Here is a 20,987-nt window from a genome sequence, read left to right on the forward strand (position 1 = left end):
TATAGTTTCGTATATTTTTTATAATAAGGCGGCGTTTGATGCGACAAATATAATAGAAATTATTCTCATTTTCTTTGTACCCATATTTTTAAATAAAAAATTTTATGTGTTTTTGCTTTCCTCTATTGTAGGAAAATATTTAATTTATTTATTTGTATTAGAGGAAATAAAAGCATTTATGTTCCTTATTATGTGTACACTTATGTTAATAGCTGCATATATCATTTTAAATCGATTTTTACAATATCTTTCAGCCGTAAAGGAAAGTATTGCGATTGCTAGTGAATCACAAAAATTAGCAGTAATCGGAAAAATGGCAGCGACTGTTGGACATGAAATTAAAAATCCACTGGCTTCATTAAAAGGATTTACGCAATTACAACGAGAGAAGCATGAAGAGGATCCTATTTATAAACGTATGATTTTTGAAATAGAAAATATGAATAATATGATAAGTGAGTTGATGGAAGTTGCTACATGCAAACCTTCTATTTATAAGAAACATGATGTAGGAAAAATTGTATTACAAGTAATAACAAGTCTTCGCGGAAAAATGAATGAATTAAACGTGCAGTTTATTTCTAATGTGGAAGAAAAAACAATAGAAGTTGAATGTGATGAACGAAAAATAAGAGGAGTCTTTTTATATACGATAAAAAATGCTTTAGAGGCAATGGAACAAGGTGGCATATTACATTTGCAATTAGAGAATACAGGGAAAGAATATGTAATAATCAGCGTAATCGATAATGGTCATGGTATTAAGCAAGAAAACTTAACCCGTGTTACAGAAGCCTTTTATACAACGAAACAAGATAAAATTGGTCTGGGACTTACGGTAGCGAATCGAATTGTCGCCGAGCACCTTGGTGAGCTGCATATTTCAAGTGAAAGAGATAGTGGAACGAGAATAGACATCATTCTCCCAAGGAAGTGTGGAAATACTGAAATCCAAGTGGAAGAAAAGCTAGGAGTTACCATATGAATAAAGGCTATATATTTAAAAATGAAGAAATAAAGGCATTGAAAGTATTTTTAAGTTTATTTTTTATTATATTTTTTGTGTATGATCTTGCCTATGAATTTATCGTACCTTTAATCGCGGGAGAGCAAGAAGGCGTAGGAAAGTTTGAAGATGGTTTAGGTTTATGGCTTTACTTTTTGACGGTAGTATTGTTTTGCAGTGGAATATACTTTATGAAATGGAAGAATGTTTTTGTGGTAAAGTATATTATTCTAATTGGCTATAATGTATTAGATTGTATCCATAACATTATGATTTATTATGGTAGCGATGCGGAATTCGACGGTGGAAATATAGTAGAAGTATTTTTTATTTTGTTCGCACCAATCTTTGTGAACAAAAGATATTTCTGGTTAGTTCCAGCGATACTTGTCGGGAAGTACGCTCTTACAGGAATCATTATTCAATCTTCTCTCGTTTTAATCCCAATGGCATTATATAGTGTATTTACTATTATATGTTGGATTATATTTTTGAGGGTTCAGTCTTACGTTCGTACGCTTGAGATGATGGACAAAGAAATAAAACAGACAGAAAAACTAGCAGCTGTTGGAAAAATGGCAACGGTTATTGGTTATAAGATTAGAAGACCTTTAGCAAACTTAAAAAAACTTGTGAATAAACAAGCCGACAAGCATCCAGAGGATAAAATTTATAGTGATATTATGAAACAAGAAGTAGATCGGATTCATATAATTGCTACAGAACTTAGTGGATTTGAGAAATCTAAATCACTAGAATCAGAAACTCATAACATACAAGAAATTATCTCTTATGTTATTCGAGTTATGGAAAAGCCTGCTTTAAAACAAGGAGTCCACATACAAGGTATTTATAGTAAAGACTTACCGTCCATTACATGTGATGAAAAACGATTAAAACAGGTCTTTTTTAATTTAATCAAAAATGCAATTGAAGCAATGTCAGTTGGGGGAACAATTACGATTAAAGTTACTGTAAAAGATGGAATCATCGTTCAAGTGAAAGATGAGGGATGTGGTATTCCAAAAGATAAAATTCCAAAGTTAAATGAAGCCTTTTATACAACGAAAGAAACAGGAACTGGTCTAGGTTTAGTAGTTACAGAAAAAATTATTAAAGACCACAATGGTAAAATGAGTTTTGAAAGTGAAGTTGGGGTTGGAACAACGGTTGAGGTTATGTTACCACTGCATTAAATAGAAAAAACATCACTTATTTGGAAGTAATGCTTTTGTGTTCTTCTTAGGTAGACGTTCTAAAAAAGAGGACGATAACGAAAAATAATATATTGATAGTGTAAAAAGAAAATAATGGATGTTTTACTATGAAAAATATATAATGGCTTTGTCTGTTATTTGTTGTAGTTCATTTATATTTCTATTTGTTGACCCGAATCTCGGGTCTTTTTTTTATGAAATGAATTGCTATATGTCAGTGATTAGAAAAATAGAATATATATTCATGCTGTAATACTGGTAGCGCCAGTAAACTCGGTGCTACCAGTAGGTTCGTTTTCCGGCACAACGAAAGCATTTACGTTGGTACAGGTGGTGCTTTCACATTTCTCTATTTTTCTGTGGTCGATTGTATTGTGTATATAAATTTAAAAAATGATAGCGTTAGAGCCACCATTTCTCCTGCGGAAGCAAAATAACATCCACATCAAAATTTTCTTTAAACCACTCATACATCAATGTCTCTTTCACTAAATATTCAGAGGCAGAGTGTGACACACCAATTAGAGACATATTCGTTTCTTTTACATAATCCATAATGAGCGAGTATTTATGTCGGCCGTAATCATTGTCGATATGGCAGTGGATTTCTCCTGTAATATATGCTTCAGCACCTTTTTCTTCTGCTTCCTTCATTAAAGATACAACATCGCCACACCCAGCGATAATTGCGATTTTTTTAATGGAATCATGTCGTTTACCTTCGAAGTCTGTGTAAGGAATCTGGAAGAGTTGTTTTAGATGTTTTTGGAGTGCTTCTGTTGATGTTTCATCTATTTCACAAATAAGGCCAATTGGTTCTTGTTCTGGACCTCCATATGCAAAGTCGTCCACTACAGTAGCGTTTAATGCTTTTGCAATTGAAATACTCGTTCCATGCGTTTGATGAAAATCCATTGGTACGTGACATGTATATATAGAAAGTTGTTTTTCTTTTATTCCTTGCAAATATTTTTCAGGAATTGGTATGAAACCGCGACCGGATCTTCCAAGCGGATCACCACACTCCATTACAAGGGGATGGTGCATAAAGAGTAAATCACCAGGTGTGGATTGTGAAATGAATGTTTCAAGAACGTCATCTGTAGGGAATACAGCTAAAAATACTTTGTTTACATTTTCAGATCCGTGCATCATAAGGCCGTTAAATAAATCTACAAAATTTGCTTCGAAAAATTGTTGCCAAGGAAATTTGATAGGATCATATACGGCTGGGATAAATCGACTAAAGGCACTATCTTTTCCGTATTTTTCAATTTGGAATAAGTGATCGAGTGATTGCTCTATTTTTTTTAAGGCTGGCATGTTTGATAATCCTCCTTAAGATGATTCTTGCTTTATGAGTTGTTTGTATTCTTCGTAGCAAAATAAGAAGCGGATAGGAAACAAATAAAACCTAGGATCCAGCTAATAGAAGGAGAATAGGGAAGTACATGCTGTAATAGCATTCCGCTAGAAATGAAGAAACTACTAAATAGACCTAATAACATGGGATATCGTTGTAGTTTGAACACGGATAGTAAACATCCTTTCTCCTGCATGAACTACTCATAAAAGCTCGATTGCTGAAACTTTATCACATACATTGTATATTAGTCTTAATTTTCTGTATATAACTTTTGAGAAAAATGGTGATACAATATATGAATGATAAGAGAAGAGAAGAGAAGAGAGGATGAAGATTAACATATGTACGTTACTGTAACAGAAGCAGCATATAAAAAGATTATGGATACGATTCCAAGTGAAGCGAAATATATAAAGTTATTTTACGATAATGAGGGTTGCGGTTGTGTCATGAGCGGAATCATCGATTTAGTAGCTGTAGCAGAGAAAGATGAGCGCGATGTGGATATTGAATCAAGCACAATGAACTTTATCGCTGATCGTACAAAACTTGTATTTATGGATGATAAGTTAACTGTTGATTGGCATGAAGGTGGAGGAACTTTTCAGTTAAAGAGCCCGAGCCAGTTTTATAATCCAAATATGAAGTTACACGTTCGAATATAGTAAAGGAAAGGTGATTCCAAAATGTATTTTGGAATCACCTTTTTTATTTTATAAGTCGCTATTATTGTCGATTTTTGTTGATAAGTCGATATATTGAAAAAATCGCTGATATAAATGGAGTTGCGCTGATATATTTGGGAAATCGCCGATATAAATGGAGTTGCGCCGATATATTCAGAAAATCGCCGATATAATTTCATTTACCAAAACGTTTCAAAAGTAAAAAGATTTTTTCACATAATGAAATGTACATGTGATTGAATTTTCTGTATAATCTTCTTTGCGGAGGGGATACGCATGAGAAGATGGGGAATTGAGTTGTTAATTTTAAGTGTTGTTATTATTTGGGGGATTAACTATACAATTGCGAAGTATGGACTTTTAGAATTTACAGCAATTGAGTTTACTGCACTTCGCATGATGGCGGCGGCACCGCTTCTGTTACTCCTTACCTTTTTTATTGAAAAGTCGGTTTATATGGAGCGAAAGGATATACCTAGATTAATTATCGTTAGCATTGTAGGTATTGTACTGTATCAAACGTTATTTATGGAAACTGTCAAATATACATCTGCTACAAATGCCTCTTTACTCATTTCTATTTCACCTATTTTTACAACTGCATTTGCGATTTTCTTGAAACAAGAAAAGTTTTCTTCTCGAAAGTTAATCGGTTCTATGACTGCCTTTGTTGGTGCAGCATTAGTTTTAGTAGCAGGACATTCGCTTACTAGTTCTTTTTATGGCAATGGAATTGGACTTATTACATCAATATGTTGGGGGCTTTATCCTGTTTTAGCAGGACCATTAATTAAAAAATATTCAGCATTACGTGTTACAGCATGGTCTGCATTAGTGGGTGCGATTCCGCTATTAGTGTTAAGTGGTCCACATGTGTTTGTCATGCCATTTCACATTACTCACGGAATGACACTATTTGCTTTACTATATTCTATTTTCTTTGTAACAGTATTTGGTCTAGTAATGTGGTATGTTGGTGTTCAAAAAATTGGGGCGTCACATACGATGGTATATATGTATATAACGCCGCTTGTAGCTGTTTTATTTGCAGCTGTCTGGGCAAATGAATATGTATCGTTTCAACAAATCATCGGTGGAATTATCATTTTTGTCGGTCTATGGTTTGTGAAATCGGAGAAAGTAAAAGTTCATTCTATTGCAGGGGAACCTATATCAAAATAGGAAAACAGATCACCTATGATCTGCTTTCCTATTTTTTTATTTTTGGTAAGAAGATGAGAAATAAGATAGCAGTAATAAGTGGAATTAAGTTTAAAAATGGAATACGGAAGAGTGTAATAAGAATAATACCTGGAAGAAGAACACCGAGGACAGCGTAAAAAATGCTATGGTTTTTCGTGTACCAATACAATGAAAGTCCAATAAGTGCAGGGATAATGAGGTGAATGAGAGCCATTAAAAAATAAATCATTAGACGCCCCCTTTATTTGTGTGTTTATTACATCATATCCGTATGTTCATAGATTGATATCATTTTTTTCATAAATGGACGAAAAAAGTTTGAAAAACCGTCACAAAATATGAGAATATGATGTTTGAAATCTTGTATAATATTATTTCCTAAAAACATTTAAAAAACATAAACATACTGTTTATGTTTTTTTTAATTTGAGTGAAATGGATGTAAGGAATATGAATTTGAAAGAAATTTTTTGTTGGATAGATAAGAACGAATGAAGAGAGGTACAGCATGATTAGTATGTCACTAAGATCATTTAAAATCCAATCGTATTATATACTAGGTATTTTGTTACTAGGTTGGATGTTAACACCTTTTTCGGCACATTTTTTAGGCGCTGGAATTGGGCTTATTGTAAGTATGTATTGCGTTTGGCTTTTAGGGAGAAGAATTGAGAAGCTTGGAGATAGTATTGTAAAGAAGACGAAAGCACCGACACTCGGTATGTTTAACCGTTTTGCAGCTGCCATTTTGGGTGCTATTATTATGTACGAAATTGAGCACCACATGGTTATGTGGGCATTTGCAGTAGGGATTATGGGTGGTTATTTCTTAATCGTTGTTAATTTAGGATACTATAGCATGAAAGATGAGAAAGAACTAACAAAGAGCTAAAAAAGATAAAAGACTTCTTTTTAGATGGAATAGATGATCCAGCCACGGATAGAAGCGGTCAGGGCCTTTTTTGCTCCCATGTGGTGTGAAACCAGAGAGATGTAGCGAGTAGGAATATAATGTATAAATTTGCAGCTGTAATTTTATAATCTAAGTCACAGATGAAGAGATTAGCGCTTCACTTTATATAAGATATAGAAAGAAGCTTACGTTTTCACGTAAGCTTCTTTTTTATGTAAGTGTGTGTAACCGTTAAGCCGCATTGGGTTTTGTCGGTGAGTACGCGAAACTTTACGGTTACACGACACTTATTCATATGAGTAAAGGGTTATTCCAACAGAAAGTTTTAATTTAAGCGATTGGACCGCCTAAGTTAATAATGTCTTCAGATACGCTGTCGAACTTTTTGAAGTTAGCTTTGAATTCATTTGCAAGTTCGATTGCTTTTGCTTTGTAAGCAGCTTTATCAGCCCAAGTTTGTTCAGGCATTAACACTTCGTCAGGTACACCTGGTACGTGAAGTGGAACTTCAAGACCGAAGATGTCATGTTTAGCTGTTTCAGTTTTCGCAAGTTCACCGTTTAATGCAGCTTGAATCATTGCACGAGTGTAACCTAAGTTCATACGTTTACCAACGCCGTATTCGCCACCAGTCCAGCCAGTGTTTACTAAGAATACTTTCGCATCGTGTTTCTCAATTTTTTCACCAAGCATTTCAGCATAGCGAGATGCATCAAGTGGTAAGAATGGTGAACCGAAGCAAGTTGAGAATGTTGCTTGCGGAGATGTAACACCGCGCTCTGTTCCTGCTAGTTTACTAGTGTAACCACTTAAGAAATGATACATAGCTTGTTCTTTTGATAACTTACTGATTGGAGGCAATACGCCAGATGCATCAGCAGTTAAGAAAATGATTGTATTTGGGTGTCCAGCAACACTTGGCAGTACGATATTGTCGATCGCATGCATAGGGTATGCAGCACGAGTATTTTCTGTTAAAGTAGTATCGTTATAGTCTGCGATACGCGTTTGGTCATTAATGATAACGTTTTCTAAAACAGATCCAAATGTGATTGCATCGAAAATTTGTGGTTCTTTCTCGTGAGAAAGGTTTACACATTTCGCGTAGCAACCGCCTTCAATATTGAATACACCGTTATCAGACCAACCGTGCTCATCATCACCAATTAATTTACGGTTTGGATCAGCAGATAATGTTGTTTTACCTGTTCCAGATAAACCGAAGAATAATGCTACATCGCCTTCTTCACCTACGTTTGCAGAACAGTGCATAGAAAGAATATCTTGTTCAGGTAATAAGAAGTTCATAATAGAGAAGATTGATTTTTTCATTTCTCCAGCGTATTCTGTACCACCAATTAATACGATGCGTTTTTCGAATGAAACCATAATGAATGCTTCAGAGTTTGTACCGTCAACAGCTGGATCAGCTTTGAAATTCGGTGCAGAAACAATTGTGAATTCTGATTCATGAGTCGTTAATTCTTCTTCAGTTGGACGAATGAATAATTGATGTACAAATAAATTGTGCCATGCATATTCGTTAATAACTTGAATTGGTAGGCGGTAATTGCGGTCAGCGCCTGCAAATCCTTTGAAGACGAATAACTCTTCTTTTTCTTTTAAGTATTCTAAAACTTTAGTATATAATTTATTAAAATGTTCTTCAGAAATCGGTTGGTTCACAGCTCCCCAAGCAATTTTGTCAGCAACCGATGCTTCTTTCACAATAAATTTATCTTTAGGAGAACGTCCTGTATATTTTCCTGTTGAAGCAGAAACGGCACCAGTAGAAGTTAATTTCCCTTCATTTCGCATTAATACTTTTTCCACTAATTGCGGAACACTTAGTTGAATCTGTGCATTGCTTCCGTTCAATAATTCGTGTAAACCAATTTGGACATTCACAGTACTCATATTTATATACCATCCTTTTCATTTAATGAAATATTTCTCGTAATCCCCAACAAGAGTATAACACAATTATATAAATAATGTATACTATTTATTTCTTTTTGTTTGTGTGAATGCATTATTTCCTTATTAATATTTCATTTCAGGCGTATTGAGAAAAACTTTCAGGAAAATGTGAATATTAATTGACAAATGAATATCATTTCTTTAGTATAGGTTGGGACGGATACTCTCTTATCCCGAGCTGGCGGAGGGACAGGCCCGATGAAGCCCAGCAACCTCACTTGTATTGATAAATGCAGGTGAATAGGTGCTAAAACCTGTGCGAGGCTACAGGTCTCGAACGATAAGAGCGAAGGGCAAAAAGCAGTATGCAAGTAGCAAATTAAACCTTTCCTCTATGTAAAGTAGGAAAGGTTTTTCTGTATGCTTGTGTGGGAGAATAAATGTATGTCGCAGTTTGTGGCAAATTAAGGATGAGTTCCGTACAATATATACAATTACTGTAGGGAGGTTTACCACATGACAAAAAAACGTCATCTGTTCACATCTGAGTCTGTAACTGAAGGACATCCAGATAAAATTTGTGACCAAATTTCTGATTCAATTTTAGATGCGATCTTATCAAAAGACGCAAATGCACGTGTAGCTTGTGAAACAACTGTAACAACTGGTTTAGTATTGGTAGCGGGGGAAATTACGACTTCTACTTACGTAGATATTCCGAAAATCGTTCGTGAAACAATTCAAGGCATTGGTTACACACGCGCAAAATACGGATTCGATGCAGAAACTTGTGCTGTTTTAACATCTATCGATGAGCAGTCTGCTGACATCGCTATGGGTGTTGACCAAGCGCTAGAAGCACGCGAAGGTCAAATGACTGACGCTGAGATTGAGGCAATTGGTGCAGGAGACCAAGGTTTAATGTTTGGTTTTGCATGTAATGAAACACAAGAATTAATGCCACTTCCAATCTCGCTTGCTCACAAATTAGCTCGCCGTTTAACTGAAGTACGTAAAGATGATACATTATCATACTTACGTCCAGATGGAAAAACGCAAGTTACAGTTGAGTATGATGAAAATGGTAAACCAGTACGTGTTGATACTATCGTAATTTCTACACAACATCACCCAGATGTTACATGGGAAGAAATCGATCGCGACTTAAAAGAGCACGTAATTAAAGCTGTAGTACCAGCAGAATTAATGGATGGAGAAACGAAATTCTTCATTAATCCAACTGGCCGCTTCGTAATTGGTGGACCACAAGGTGATGCTGGTTTAACAGGACGTAAAATCATCGTTGATACTTACGGTGGATACGCTCGCCACGGTGGCGGTGCATTCTCTGGTAAAGATGCAACAAAAGTTGACCGTTCTGCAGCATATGCAGCTCGTTATGTTGCGAAAAACATCGTAGCAGCTGGTCTTGCTGAAAAAGCAGAAGTACAACTTGCATACGCAATCGGTGTAGCACAACCAGTATCAATTTCAGTTGATACATTCGGCACTGGTAAAGTATCTGAAGACGTACTAGTAGAACTAGTTCGTAACAACTTCGATCTTCGCCCGGCTGGTATTATTAAAATGTTAGACTTACGTCGCCCAATTTACAAACAAACAGCAGCTTACGGCCACTTCGGACGTACTGATGTAGATCTATCATGGGAACGTACAGACAAAGCTGCAGCTTTAAAAGAGCAAGCTGGTCTATAATATATGAAAAAAAGCTTTGCGCGGTGAGCGCAAAGCTTTTTTTATTTATAATTACGTTGGAATAAAGCGAAGAGTTCAATGTCATGCCAAGTGCCGTTGCGGAATATAGCTTCTTTACAAGTTCCTTCATGTTGAAAACCAAGTGATTTATATAATTTAACTGCTCTATCGTTAAAAGAAAATACTCGTAAAGAAAGGCGATGTAAATTTAATTCTAAAAATGCATAATCCAATAATAGGGTTAAAGCTTCCTGCCCATAACCTTGCCCCCAGTAATCCTTTTTACCAATATCAATAATGCATTCAGCGTTTCGATTATACGAATCAATATGAATTAAAGAAGTAATACCAATTGGAAGATGCGTAGCTTTTTCTTCAATGATATAGCTCTTAGAGTTCGAAGAATGAATAAATTGCCGGCAAAGTTTTTCTGTGTCTTGAAAGGAATGTTTATCAAGAGTGAGTGTAGTTGAACTCATAACGTCTATATCATTATGCCATTTATAATATGTTAGAATATCATCTTCGGAAAACTTTCGTAACTGGATACGGTTGGATTCAAACAATGTAAACACCCCTTTTGTATTTACTGGTTTTTGTTCATTATCTCAACACACGAACTACAATAAATTTGTCCTTCTAATTCAATATACTTTTTCATATTCGTCATGCCATTCGCCGGAAAGGGCATATGAATCCACGCTTTTTCATACGTTTGTATTTCTGTTTTACATGATTTACAAAAGATTGATTTCTTTTTGAACATATGTAATCAACCTTTCATTTGACGTGCTTTACTTGCGCAAAAGGCACTACTTAGTAAAAATAGTGTCGCGAATATAATGCTTACTAATGTAGCGTATGGAATTGCGCCTTTTAAGGAAAAGCCGACAGTGATTGAAGCGATGAATAAGAGGATAAATGTTGTTGTTAATTTTTTATAAAGTTCCATACTATGTAGACCTCCAATTTATTTTTTAGTACAAGTTTTAAAATTGAATTCTATTATGTAGAAAATATAAAGAGTAGCTAAAGATGTGTAGTCTAGGAGTATAAGAAAGTACACTTTCCTTTTTGTGGGTTAGTATACTTATATTGTATCATGGCGCATGATTGGCTTCATACATAATTGTGTAAAGGTATGTATGATAAAATGAAGAAAAGTCTTTAAGAAAGGAAAGATAAAAAATGAGTGTAACTGAACATAAAAAACAAGCCCCCAAAGAAGTGCGTTGCAAGATTGTTACGATTTCCGATACACGTACGGAAGAAACAGATAAGAGCGGACAACTATTACATGAATTGTTAAAAGAAGCGGGACATAAAGTAACTTCTTATGAAATTGTAAAAGATGATAAAGAAAGTATTCAGCAAGCGGTGTTAGCTGGTTATCATAAGGAAGATGTAGATGTTGTATTAACAAATGGCGGTACTGGTATTACGAAACGTGATGTCACAATTGAAGCAGTATCAGCGTTATTAGATAAAGAAATTGTTGGATTTGGTGAGCTGTTCCGTATGATTAGTTATTTAGAAGATATCGGAAGCAGCGCAATGTTAAGTAGAGCGATTGGTGGTACAATTGGGCGCAAAGTAGTCTTCTCGATGCCAGGGTCTAGCGGAGCGGTTCGACTTGCGATGAATAAATTAATTTTACCGGAATTAGGCCATATTACATTTGAGCTGCATCGCCAATGAGTAAGTGTGCTGGAATTGTATTAGCGGGCGGTATGTCGAGTAGATTTGGTGAGCCGAAAGCGTTAGCAATTTGGAAGGGAACTACTTTTGTTGAGCATATTGTGAAAGTGATGGGAACTACTTTGCAAGACATTGTAGTAATTAGCCATACTGATATAAAAGAGCGAGTAGAGCAATTCGTACAAGTTCCTGTTATAGAAGATATCCCGCACTATAAAGGAAATGGACCGCTTGCGGGCATTGTATCAGGTATGGAATACATAGAAGCAGATTGGTACGCTATTATGCCTTGCGATGCACCAAACGTTTCGCATCAATGGTTTGCCATTTTACTAGAGCAAACGAGCAATGAATATGATGCGGTTGTACCTATTATTAATGGAAGAAAACAACCGCTACTTGCGGCGTATCATAACCGCGTGAAAGAAAAGATTTATGCTTTACTTCAGGAAGAAAAAAGAAGTATGGGCCAGCTTTTATCACTATGTAATGTGAAGTATGTTTCTGGAGAAGATGTACAAGCGAATGCGGATTGGTTTATAAATGTAAATACGAAAGAAGAATATGTGCAGGCTCAAAAAGACCTTTCAAATGAATGAAAGGTTTTTTGATATACAGAATTGGGGAACAATTGCTGTATAAAGGTATGTGAGTAAGTTGATTTTAAGGGGAATTCTTAAAATCATTATACAGTTTAAAATACTGTATAACCATATATTGATTTTTATGGGTTTTTATTACAAGTCTGTTTAGTTATGTTTATTTTTGATATAATTAATATAGAAATAAAACAATGTTTAACCTTATGTATCATTTATTAAACTAAAATTTATGACCATGTAATAAACTCCCTTCGTTTTTTTGAAGGGAGTTTTTCTATTTAAGCAAGCAACTCTGATGCGTTATGCTGCAGGACTTCTTCATATTGGTTAAGCAAACCGTGAAAGATCTCATCCCAGCTCTTTGATTTCGCAAAAGATGAAGCTGCTATTCCCATCTGCTCAAGTTTTTCTTCATTTTGTAATAAAAAATAAATGGATGATAGAAATGCATCTTCATTTTTAGGCGGACAAAGAACTCCCGTTTTTCCATCTGTAATAATATTTTTAACCCCGCCACTACTTGCACCAATGACAGGTGTACCGCATGCGAGTGATTCAAGTACGACATTTCCGAATGTTTCAGTAGCTGATGGAAACACCATTATGTTAGAACAAGCATATGCTTCAGCTAAATCTGCACTTTGTAAATAGCTAGTAAAAGTGATATTTGTTTTCGGAACAGCTTCACGTAAACTTGTTGCTAGAGGACCGTCTCCTGCAATGAGCCAATGAATATCGTTTCGAGTATGTGCTGTTTTAACGATAAGGTGTTGCAGCGTATCAATATCTTTTTCAGGAGCAATTCGTCCAACATAGGAAAGGACATACTTCGCTGTAATATTATATTTTTTTCGGAATAGGTCTGTATTGTAAGCAGGATGAAAGAGTGTGCAATCTACACCACGTCCCCATATAGAGAGGGTCTGAAAGCCTTTGTTTTTTAATTGATGTAATGTTTCAAAGGAAGGTACAAAATTTTTTTGCATATGACTATGAAACCATTTTAAATAGTTCCACAGCATATTGGAGAGGAATTCGATTTTGTAATAACGTAAATAGGCATCGAAATCAGTATGATAAGAACCGACAACTGGGATGTTTAACTTTTTTGCATAATACAATCCACAAAGTCCCATGTTGAAAGGTGTGGCAATGTGAATAATGTCAGGTTTAAAGGAAAGTAGTTCTCGTTTAATGCGCGGAGTAGGAAAAGAAAAACGACATTCTGGATATAATATTGTTAACGGGATACTTCTCATCTTATTCACATTCGCTACAAAATTATCTTTAGCTGTATGCTGAGGAGCGAAAACAGAATAGGAGATCTGTTCTTTCTGAAAATATTGTGTTAATCGCTCTAACGTTTTCGCAACCCCGTTAACTTGTGGCGTAAAAGTATCGGTAAAAATGGCGACTCTCATCATATCACTCCTTTATGTGAAAAGTGGGATGAATTGATAAAAAGAGATGATGCCAGAGCAAGTGCCAAGGCACATACCGACGAATACATCTGACGGATAGTGAAGTCCTAAATAAATACGTGAAATACCGACGCATAATGCTAACGGTAATAGGAAAGCAAGTAAGCTTGGATTATAGCAAATAAATGGAATGAAGACAGAGAAAACGGCTGTTGTATGACCAGACGGGAAAGAGTGGTCTTTTAATGGATGGACTGGATATTTTGCATCCTGAATTGTTAAATAAGGACGTTTTCGCGGATACCACCTTTTTAATATTTGCACAGGAATATGGCTAATTGCTAACGAAATAGCAGTTGCAATTGCAGCTTGATGCAAAGTTCCCTTTGCGAAAATTAAAAAGAAAAGTGTGAGTGCGATGGAGAAAGTCGCGCCACCGATATGAGTAATATTGCTGAAAAAGATATTTAATGTTTTTTGATCAAAGTAGCGGTTAATTCCTCTGAAAATGTAACATTCTATTTTATATAACCCACTGACCTTCATGAAAATTCTCCTCCCTCATCTACATATATATGGAGATATTAGCTTTTATTTTAATAAGATTTTGTTGAGGGAGTAATAATGTTTTGTAAAGAAAAAGTTAGATTTTATATAAAAAAAGCTGCCAATCTTATGGCAGCGGAAATTTACTTCTGTAATGATTTATAATATTGACCTTTTTCAACGTATTGCGTGCGAATACGCTCCATATCTTTACGGTCTTCTTCTGTTAATTCACGAATGACTTTCGCGGGACGACCGAAAGCTAACGTGTTCGGCGGAATTTTCTTTCCTTGTGAAACGAGGCTTCCAGCGCCGATAAAAGCTCCTTCGCCAATTTCAGCACCATCTAATATAATAGATCCCATTCCAATTAAAGCATCTTTCTTAATATGGCAACTATGTAAAATGACTTGATGCCCAATTGTTACGTCATCTTCTAAAATAAGAGGATGCTGCGGGCTTTGGTGAAGTGTACATTGGTCTTGTACATTTACTCGGTCTCCAATGATTGTCGGTGACACATCACCACGGATGACTGTATTAAACCAAATACTTGATTCCTCGCCAACGGAAACATCGCCTGTAATCGTAACATAGTCAGCGATAAAAGCACTACTCGCAATTTTCGGTTTTTTTTCTTTGTAAGGATATATCATGTAAAGTCTTCCTTTCCTAGAGACTAGTTTTAGTGTATCAAATTATGAGAAAGAGTGAAATGGAGGAGAGCCGTATGTGGAATTATGAAGCGGAGGAAGCAAAAGCGGTCATTGTTATTGTGCACGGCGCAATGGAATATCACGGACGTTACGAAGCCGTTGCGGAAATGTGGAATCATATCGGCTACCACGTCGTGATGGGGGATCTTCCGTCACATGGAACGACTTCAAGAAATAGAGGACATATTGATTCATTTGATGAATACATAGAGGAAGTTAAATTATGGGTGAAAGAAGCAAGAAAGTATAGGTTACCTATTTTTCTATTCGGTCATAGTATGGGTGGTCTTATTGTCATTCGTATGATGCAAGAAACGAAGAGAGAAGATGTAGAAGGTATTATTTTGAGTTCGCCTTGTTTAGGGGTAGTGACTGGACCCTCTGCTCCGCTTCAATTTGCTTCAAGAATATTAAATGTTGTGGCTCCAAAATTGCAATTTGCAACGAATCTTACGGTGGAAATGTCAACACGTAACCATGAAGTGAGAGATGCAATGGAGAATGATTCTTTGTTCTTGCGCAAAGTATCAGTACGTTGGTATAGTGAATTGATTAAGTCTATCGAAATTGCTCATAAAAAAATAGATGATTTTCCAGATGTTCCGCTCTTGCTAATGCAAGCTTGTGAGGATAAACTTGTAGATAAAACACGTGTCCGCACTTGGTTTGATAATGTTAAAATAAGTGATAAGGCTTTTAAAGAATGGCCGAATTGTTATCACGAGCTATTAAATGAGTATGAGCGTGATGAAATTTTGAGTTATATTCAGTCATTTACTGAAATGCATGTCAATAATATAGTAAAAACAAACAAATAAATCATTATTTGTACATTTAATAGAGGAGATGAAGGAAGAAGTGAACGTACCGAGTAATCCCATAACGCTCATGGCGAAAGTATACCGTGATGTGTTTCCGGTTGTACACCATGAGCTAGCGATGTGGAAAGAGCGTGCCTACCATATTCCGAATGATGAGCTTCATAGTCAGGCAATCGCAAGTATTGAGCATAAAACGTTTCATTGCGAGGGCGGTGGCATTTTAGCTCTGCTAGCAAATGAACACCGAGAAGAATGTATTCGTTTTATCGTAGCGTATCAAACGATCAGCGACTATTTAGATAATTTATGTGATCGCAGTACATCACTTGATCCAAATGATTTTGCCGCACTGCATGAATCGATGTTAATGGCATTATCACCTGAAGTAGAAGGCGGCGGTAATTATTATCGTTATCGTGATGATCAAGATGATGGTGGTTATTTAGATGAACTTGTTGAAACATGCCAAGATGTTTTAAAGAAAACGAAGCACTATGATAAAATTGCTCCTGTTCTTCATGAACTTGCTTGTTATTATTGTGATTTACAAATTCATAAACATGTAAAATTAGAAGAAAGAGAACCACGATTACAAAAGTGGTTTGAAGCGCATAAAGAAAACTTACCAGAGATGAGTTGGTTTGAATTTTCAGCATGTGCCGGTTCTACGCTTGGAATCTTCTGTCTTGTCGCATATGCCTTTCATGATGAATTACATGATGAAGATATTGCGAAAATTAGACAAGGATACTTCCCTTACGTACAAGGGCTTCATATCTTACTTGATTATTTCATTGATCAAGAAGAAGACCGTATAGGCGGAGATTTGAATTTCTGTAGTTATTACGAAAACGAGCAAGCGATATTAGATCGGATGAAACATTTTGTAGAAGAAGCGGAGAAGAGCATTGGTGATTTGCCTCATGCGAAGTTTCATCGCCTTATAAGCCGAGGGTTACTTGGTATTTATTTATCAGATCAAAAAGTATCAGCACAAAAGAATATGCACAAAATGGCACGGCGCATTGTAAAGTACGGAGGCCTCACTTCACGATTCTTCTATTGGAACGGGAAGATGTACCGAAAGAAAACAGCGCAGTGATGAAGAAAACCACTCATGTAGAGTGGTTTTCTTTTCATTATGATTGTATTTTTGAAAATACATATATAAGAAGTTCAATCGCAAAAATCACTAATACAGATAATCCAAATAAAGGCATGACAGCGCCCAGTATAACCATCATGATAAAGAAAACGAATATACTGTTCTTATCTCTTTGTTTTGGAGGTGCTGCTAATTTTCCTTTCGGCTTTCTTGCTAACCACATTTTTACTCCGTAATAAATAAGAAGTAGTAGAGATAATGTTGTTAGTAAGCATAATATTTTATTTGGCCATCCAAATAAATGTCCTTCATGAAGCGGGATGCCGTAAGTGAACCATTGTGCAAGTAATCCATAATCACGATAGTCCGTTTTGGAAATAAGCTTTCCGCTATATTGATCAAAGTAAGCTGTTATCTCTTCATTTGGTGCAACATGCATACCTGTAATACCAGAACCGCTCGATTTCGAAACAGTGAATACACCTTTCGGATCAGCTGGTAGTGAGATAACGTATGGCTTCTTTATTTCAATTCCTTTTTGTAATTCATCGACAGAAATAGCTTTCGGTTCATTTGAATCCGATTCAGGAGGAGCTTCTTTTCTTGTTGCCCATGGCAATTCTTTTACCTTTGATTCAGGCGGCGCCATATACAATTTCGGATATCCGAGAGATTCATTCGACGACGCAATTTTATAAATTTGGTTACCCATAAATCCTGACCATGGCAATCCAGATGCGACTAGCAGAACGAGTGGAATTGTAAATATAATACCGATAATAGAATGACGTCGTTTTGCTTTTTCTCGCTTATTGGATGCTGGTGTGTTTTTGAACTGTCGTATACTCATATACAAACCAGTTACAATTAAAAAGATTGTCCAGCACGCCGCAAGTTCTACAGTATAGTTGATGACAGTGCCACCAACTAAAAGAGAACTATGTAATTCCCGCATTATATTGGCAAACGTTTCACTTGCATTTTGATCCCCAACAATTTGATTATTACTGTCTAAATACACATACTTTTGTTGCCCTGTATATTCATTTGTAATCGTAAGTCTCGTATTATAATCCCCATTAAACTCACTAATTTTCGCCACACTATAATGTGGATATTTTTTCTCTGTTAAGGAAATAGAATCAGACATCGAAATAGACTCTGTTTGGGCGCTCTTCCCAAAATATAAATCTTTATAGATGAAATCTTCAACTTCCTCCCGAAATAAATACCCAATTCCGCTCAGTGACAAAGTAATAAGAAGCGGCGTAATAAAAAGCCCAGCATAAAAATGCCAACGCCAAAAAATGTAATGAAGCGAACGATTTACTTTCATACTCTTAGTTCCCCTAACCTTCCCTATATGAATAACTACTTATTTAATATAGCGAGATTAAGTGTGATTACTTTGAAAGAATTGTGAAGAAAGTTAAAAGTTTGTGGGATTTTTATTAAACATAAAACACATTTTAGAAGGAGTGTTTTCTATGTTTATGAAGATCTCTTTATATTTGATAAGTACATCCTAACAACCGCTTTCGCAAGACATTGAGAAGAATCAACAAAATCCTCACTAGCCACAACATTCAAATCAGTACATGCGATAATTGCGGTATCTACTTCATCCTTCAATTGCACAACGAGTGCGTTCCATAATTTGCGAGCTTCTTCAACTTCTCCGCTTTTAATATACGTAATAATTTGATTAATCATCGTTTGCCATTTTTCATAATGAATGTATTCTATATTCCGCTTTGCAATCCCGTCTTGATAAATACCAGCTTGAACTGTCGCTTCCGTTGCAAGAAGAGCGACTCTTTTTGTAGTTTCAGGAATTGCTTGTAACGTCTCATCGACTATATTTAAAATCGGAATGGACAGAGAATGCTGTAATTCCTCGAAATAAAGATGCGCCGTATTGCACGGCATAGCGATAAAGCTTGCGCCAGTACTTTCAAGTTTTTGTGCTCCTTCAATAATCGCTTTTTTCATCGCTTCGTGATCAATAGGGCGATCCATGTAAAACGGTGTTGGGCATGAATAAATCATCATATGAGGAAAGTCCATATCATGCTTTGCTCCGTATATTGTTTGACACCCTGCTACAACTGTATCGACGAATGGTCCAGTTGATTTTGGCCCCATTCCTGCTAGTATTCCGATCATTGTGTCGTCTCCTTTAAGAATGTTTATATCCATTATATAGGAGGATAACAAAAAGACGTGCAATGAGTGCACGTCTTTTTTTGTTATGTTTTGTCGAACAATCGATATATCCGAGAAATCGTTGATATATTGTAAGTTATGATAGATATATCGAAAAAATCGTTGATATATCCCGAGTTACGATAGATATAATTGAAAAATCGTTGATATATTACCCCGTATTAACGGGCAGTAAAACTCCCACCTTAAAATTCGGCTGGAGCAAAGAAGTTAGTTGGGAAATAAACTGCCCATAAATGCCCGATTGGTTCAACTAATAATCAGTGGGGATTCCCCCCACTGATTAAAGTTTCACTTTATCGTTTCTCAATCGCCACAATAAATGGCGGGTTGTTTTGTTGGTTAATGAAGCCATATCGCAGTACGTGAGCTTGTTTTTGGTCTAGCTCTTCTGCAAATTTGAGAACAGCGTCGCGTTCTACTTGTCCTTCTGGGTGTCCGTGGTAAATGACGAGGACGATGATACCTTCAGGTGCCATTACTTCTAGTAATTGTTCAATTGCCGAAATTGTTGAGTTCGGTTTTGTAACGATATGCTTGTCACCGCCAGGAAGGTAACCTAAGTTGAAGATAGCGCCTGTTACTTTTCCTTTTGCGTCTTCTGGTAGTACGGATAGAAGTGTATCGTGACTATCGTGAACTAAAACAGTACGTTCAAAAAGTTCTTTTTCTTTTAGACGAGTTGTTGAGCTTTCAATCGCTTCTTTTTGAATATCAAATCCAAATACTTTTCCGCTATCCCCAACGATTTCAGCTAGGAAGCAAGTGTCATGGCCGTTTCCTAAAGTTGCATCTACAGCGTAGTCGCCTTCTTTAACAGCCGTTTGCAGCAGTGTGCGAGCAAACGGTAATACACGTTCTAATTTCATTGTTGTTTCTCCTCATTTGCATATTTTCCTTGCCAGCTTCCGCGGCGTACAAATTCTGCATCGATGGAATTTAATACTTCCCATTTATTTAAGCTCCACATTGGACCAATCATTAAATCAGGTGGGCCGTCACCTGTGATACGGTGCACAATTACGTCTTCTGGAATAATTTCAAGTTGGTCAACAACAAGACTTACGTAATCCTCAAGAGAAAGGAATTCGAGTTGTCCTTTTTCATATTGCTTCACCATTGGCGTTCCTTTTAATAAGTGAAGTAAGTGGATTTTAATTCCTTGTACATCAAGTTTCGCTACTTCACGAGCTGTTTCCATCATCATGTCGTAATCTTCAAGTGGAAGACCGTTAATAATATGAGAGCAAACTCTAATGCCGTGCTTACGTAATTTATTTACGCCTTCCACGTAAGACGGATAATCGTGAGCGCGATTAATAAGGTTTGCGGTGCGTTCATGAACGGTTTGTAGTCCAAGTTCAACCCAAAGATACGTACGTTTATTTAAGTCCGCTAAATATTCAACGACATCGTCTGGTAAACAATCTGGACGAGTTGCGATAGAAAGACCGACAACATCTTTTTCTGCTAGAAGCGGTTCGAATTTTTCTTTTAACACTTCAAGTGGTGCGTGTGTATTTGTGTACGCTTGGAAATAAGCGATACATTTTCCATCTTTCCACTTTGAGCGCATTTTTTCTTTCATTTCATGATATTGTGTTATAACATCATCGCGGCGATCACCAGCGAAGTCGCCAGATCCGGCAGCGCTGCAAAATGTACAACCACCGTAAGCAACTGTACCATCACGGTTCGGACAATCGAAGCCAGCATCTAATGAAACTTTAAAGATTTTTTCACCAAATTCATTTCGTAAATGGTAATTCCATGTATGATAACGTTTATTGTCGTTTGTATATGGAAAAGGGTTTTGAACCTTCAT

At 36.2% G+C, this 20,987-nt stretch carries 23 protein-coding genes and 1 riboswitch; of the genes, 10 read left to right on the forward strand and 13 right to left on the reverse strand.

The annotated features are described in order from the left end of the window. Window positions 1-985 (forward strand): ATP-binding protein (locus tag ACQGSG_RS03550; RefSeq protein ID WP_426947017.1); only part of this gene is annotated, 985 nt, incomplete at its 5' end. Then, on the forward strand, window positions 982-2,202 hold the full coding sequence (locus ACQGSG_RS03555; RefSeq protein ID WP_001032637.1) for an ATP-binding protein: 1,221 nt from the start codon (window positions 982-984) through the stop codon (window positions 2,200-2,202). The genes ACQGSG_RS03550 and ACQGSG_RS03555, both read left to right, overlap by 4 nt. A 423-nt stretch (window positions 2,203-2,625) precedes the next feature. Here ACQGSG_RS03555 and ACQGSG_RS03560 read toward each other — a convergent pair whose 3' ends face one another. Then, the gene (locus tag ACQGSG_RS03560) at window positions 2,626-3,546 is read right to left on the reverse strand and encodes a Nif3-like dinuclear metal center hexameric protein (RefSeq protein WP_097995480.1); all 921 of its coding nucleotides are present in this window, start codon (window positions 3,544-3,546) and stop codon (window positions 2,626-2,628) included. Window positions 3,547-3,930: 384 nt separating this feature from the next. Between ACQGSG_RS03560 and ACQGSG_RS03565 the strand changes: the two genes are divergently transcribed. Together ACQGSG_RS03565 and ACQGSG_RS03570 are read left to right on the forward strand one after the other, a co-directional pair. Then, window positions 3,931-4,254, forward strand: a complete 324-nt coding sequence (locus ACQGSG_RS03565; protein WP_000289569.1) for an iron-sulfur cluster biosynthesis family protein — start codon at window positions 3,931-3,933, stop codon at window positions 4,252-4,254. A 297-nt stretch (window positions 4,255-4,551) separates the two neighbouring features. Beyond that, a complete protein-coding gene (locus ACQGSG_RS03570; protein WP_097813947.1) occupies window positions 4,552-5,457 on the forward strand; it encodes a DMT family transporter in 906 nt (301 codons plus the stop codon). Between the two features lie 28 nt (window positions 5,458-5,485). Here the strand turns inward: ACQGSG_RS03570 and ACQGSG_RS03575 are convergent, their stop codons facing one another. Beyond that, on the reverse strand, window positions 5,486-5,707 hold the full coding sequence (locus ACQGSG_RS03575; protein ID WP_000639042.1) for a hypothetical protein: 222 nt from the start codon (window positions 5,705-5,707) through the stop codon (window positions 5,486-5,488). A gap of 279 nt (window positions 5,708-5,986) precedes the next feature. On the opposite strand from ACQGSG_RS03575, the gene ACQGSG_RS03580 reads away from it, so the two are divergent. Then, window positions 5,987-6,370: an ATP synthase subunit I gene (locus ACQGSG_RS03580; RefSeq protein ID WP_000624926.1), complete on the forward strand. Its 384-nt coding sequence runs from the start codon at window positions 5,987-5,989 to the stop codon at window positions 6,368-6,370. Window positions 6,371-6,721: 351 nt separating this feature from the next. On the opposite strand, the gene pckA is transcribed toward ACQGSG_RS03580, so the two are convergent. Continuing rightward, complete coding sequence (gene pckA / locus ACQGSG_RS03585) at window positions 6,722-8,308, reverse strand: phosphoenolpyruvate carboxykinase (ATP) (protein ID WP_000108802.1); 1,587 nt, start codon at window positions 8,306-8,308, stop codon at window positions 6,722-6,724. A gap of 228 nt (window positions 8,309-8,536) precedes the next feature. Then, window positions 8,537-8,658: riboswitch (SAM riboswitch) on the forward strand. A gap of 169 nt (window positions 8,659-8,827) precedes the next feature. Here pckA and metK point away from each other — a divergent pair. Next, a complete protein-coding gene (metK, locus tag ACQGSG_RS03590; RefSeq protein WP_000163123.1) occupies window positions 8,828-10,027 on the forward strand; it encodes a methionine adenosyltransferase in 1,200 nt (399 codons plus the stop codon). A gap of 41 nt (window positions 10,028-10,068) precedes the next feature. Here metK and ACQGSG_RS03595 read toward each other — a convergent pair whose 3' ends face one another. From ACQGSG_RS03595 to ACQGSG_RS03605, 3 genes are read right to left on the reverse strand one after another with little or no spacing between them, the layout of a single operon-like run. Further along, on the reverse strand, window positions 10,069-10,593 hold the full coding sequence (locus tag ACQGSG_RS03595) for a GNAT family N-acetyltransferase (protein ID WP_000464118.1): 525 nt from the start codon (window positions 10,591-10,593) through the stop codon (window positions 10,069-10,071). A gap of 20 nt (window positions 10,594-10,613) precedes the next feature. Further along, window positions 10,614-10,793, reverse strand: coding sequence for a hypothetical protein (locus ACQGSG_RS03600; RefSeq protein ID WP_000473617.1), 180 nt, complete (start codon window positions 10,791-10,793; stop codon window positions 10,614-10,616). 6 nt (window positions 10,794-10,799) lie between these two features. Further along, complete coding sequence (locus ACQGSG_RS03605) at window positions 10,800-10,979, reverse strand: hypothetical protein (RefSeq protein WP_000424800.1); 180 nt, start codon at window positions 10,977-10,979, stop codon at window positions 10,800-10,802. A 236-nt stretch (window positions 10,980-11,215) separates the two neighbouring features. Here ACQGSG_RS03605 and ACQGSG_RS03610 point away from each other — a divergent pair, with 236 nt between their 5' ends. Both ACQGSG_RS03610 and ACQGSG_RS03615 read left to right on the forward strand, forming a co-directional pair. Continuing rightward, entirely contained in the window at window positions 11,216-11,725 is a 510-nt protein-coding gene (locus ACQGSG_RS03610; RefSeq protein ID WP_000117124.1) for a MogA/MoaB family molybdenum cofactor biosynthesis protein, read from the forward strand. Then, window positions 11,722-12,324: a molybdenum cofactor guanylyltransferase gene (locus ACQGSG_RS03615; protein WP_000030834.1), complete on the forward strand. Its 603-nt coding sequence runs from the start codon at window positions 11,722-11,724 to the stop codon at window positions 12,322-12,324. Before ACQGSG_RS03610 ends, ACQGSG_RS03615 begins: the two co-directional genes overlap by 4 nt. Before the next feature lie 281 nt (window positions 12,325-12,605). On the opposite strand, the gene ACQGSG_RS03620 is transcribed toward ACQGSG_RS03615, so the two are convergent. From ACQGSG_RS03620 to ACQGSG_RS03630, 3 genes are all read right to left on the reverse strand, one after another. Continuing rightward, on the reverse strand, window positions 12,606-13,748 hold the full coding sequence (locus ACQGSG_RS03620; protein ID WP_001261607.1) for a glycosyltransferase family 4 protein: 1,143 nt from the start codon (window positions 13,746-13,748) through the stop codon (window positions 12,606-12,608). Window positions 13,749-13,760: 12 nt separating this feature from the next. Further along, window positions 13,761-14,294 (reverse strand): phosphatase PAP2 family protein, encoded by a 534-nt coding sequence (locus ACQGSG_RS03625; RefSeq protein WP_000868592.1) that lies wholly within the window; start codon window positions 14,292-14,294, stop codon window positions 13,761-13,763. 143 nt (window positions 14,295-14,437) lie between these two features. Next, complete coding sequence (locus tag ACQGSG_RS03630) at window positions 14,438-14,950, reverse strand: gamma carbonic anhydrase family protein (protein ID WP_000640184.1); 513 nt, start codon at window positions 14,948-14,950, stop codon at window positions 14,438-14,440. 74 nt (window positions 14,951-15,024) lie between these two features. Between ACQGSG_RS03630 and ACQGSG_RS03635 the strand changes: the two genes are divergently transcribed. Both ACQGSG_RS03635 and ACQGSG_RS03640 read left to right on the forward strand, forming a co-directional pair. Continuing rightward, on the forward strand, window positions 15,025-15,828 hold the full coding sequence (locus ACQGSG_RS03635) for an alpha/beta hydrolase (RefSeq protein ID WP_000267424.1): 804 nt from the start codon (window positions 15,025-15,027) through the stop codon (window positions 15,826-15,828). A 40-nt stretch (window positions 15,829-15,868) separates the two neighbouring features. Continuing rightward, the gene (locus tag ACQGSG_RS03640; protein WP_001102467.1) at window positions 15,869-16,933 is read left to right on the forward strand and encodes a tetraprenyl-beta-curcumene synthase family protein; all 1,065 of its coding nucleotides are present in this window, start codon (window positions 15,869-15,871) and stop codon (window positions 16,931-16,933) included. Window positions 16,934-16,970: 37 nt separating this feature from the next. Here ACQGSG_RS03640 and ACQGSG_RS03645 read toward each other — a convergent pair whose 3' ends face one another. The 4 genes from ACQGSG_RS03645 to ACQGSG_RS03660 all read right to left on the reverse strand — a co-directional run bounded on the left by ACQGSG_RS03645 (window position 16,971) and on the right by ACQGSG_RS03660 (window position 20,987). Continuing rightward, entirely contained in the window at window positions 16,971-18,272 is a 1,302-nt protein-coding gene (locus ACQGSG_RS03645) for a PepSY-associated TM helix domain-containing protein (RefSeq protein WP_000867838.1), read from the reverse strand. Between the two features lie 155 nt (window positions 18,273-18,427). Continuing rightward, entirely contained in the window at window positions 18,428-19,102 is a 675-nt protein-coding gene (locus ACQGSG_RS03650; RefSeq protein WP_000579320.1) for an aspartate/glutamate racemase family protein, read from the reverse strand. A 356-nt stretch (window positions 19,103-19,458) separates the two neighbouring features. Continuing rightward, window positions 19,459-20,031: a class I SAM-dependent methyltransferase gene (locus tag ACQGSG_RS03655; RefSeq protein ID WP_000764497.1), complete on the reverse strand. Its 573-nt coding sequence runs from the start codon at window positions 20,029-20,031 to the stop codon at window positions 19,459-19,461. Further along, window positions 20,028-20,987 carry a TIGR01212 family radical SAM protein gene (locus ACQGSG_RS03660; RefSeq protein WP_000868034.1) on the reverse strand — a complete coding sequence of 320 codons (960 nt, stop codon included), beginning with the start codon at window positions 20,985-20,987 and terminating at the stop codon, window positions 20,028-20,030. Before ACQGSG_RS03660 ends, ACQGSG_RS03655 begins: the two co-directional genes overlap by 4 nt.

It is taken from the genome of Bacillus sp. GMa5/1, assembly GCF_050172015.1.
Taxonomy (GTDB): Bacteria; Bacillota; Bacilli; order Bacillales; family Bacillaceae_G; genus Bacillus_A; species Bacillus_A cereus.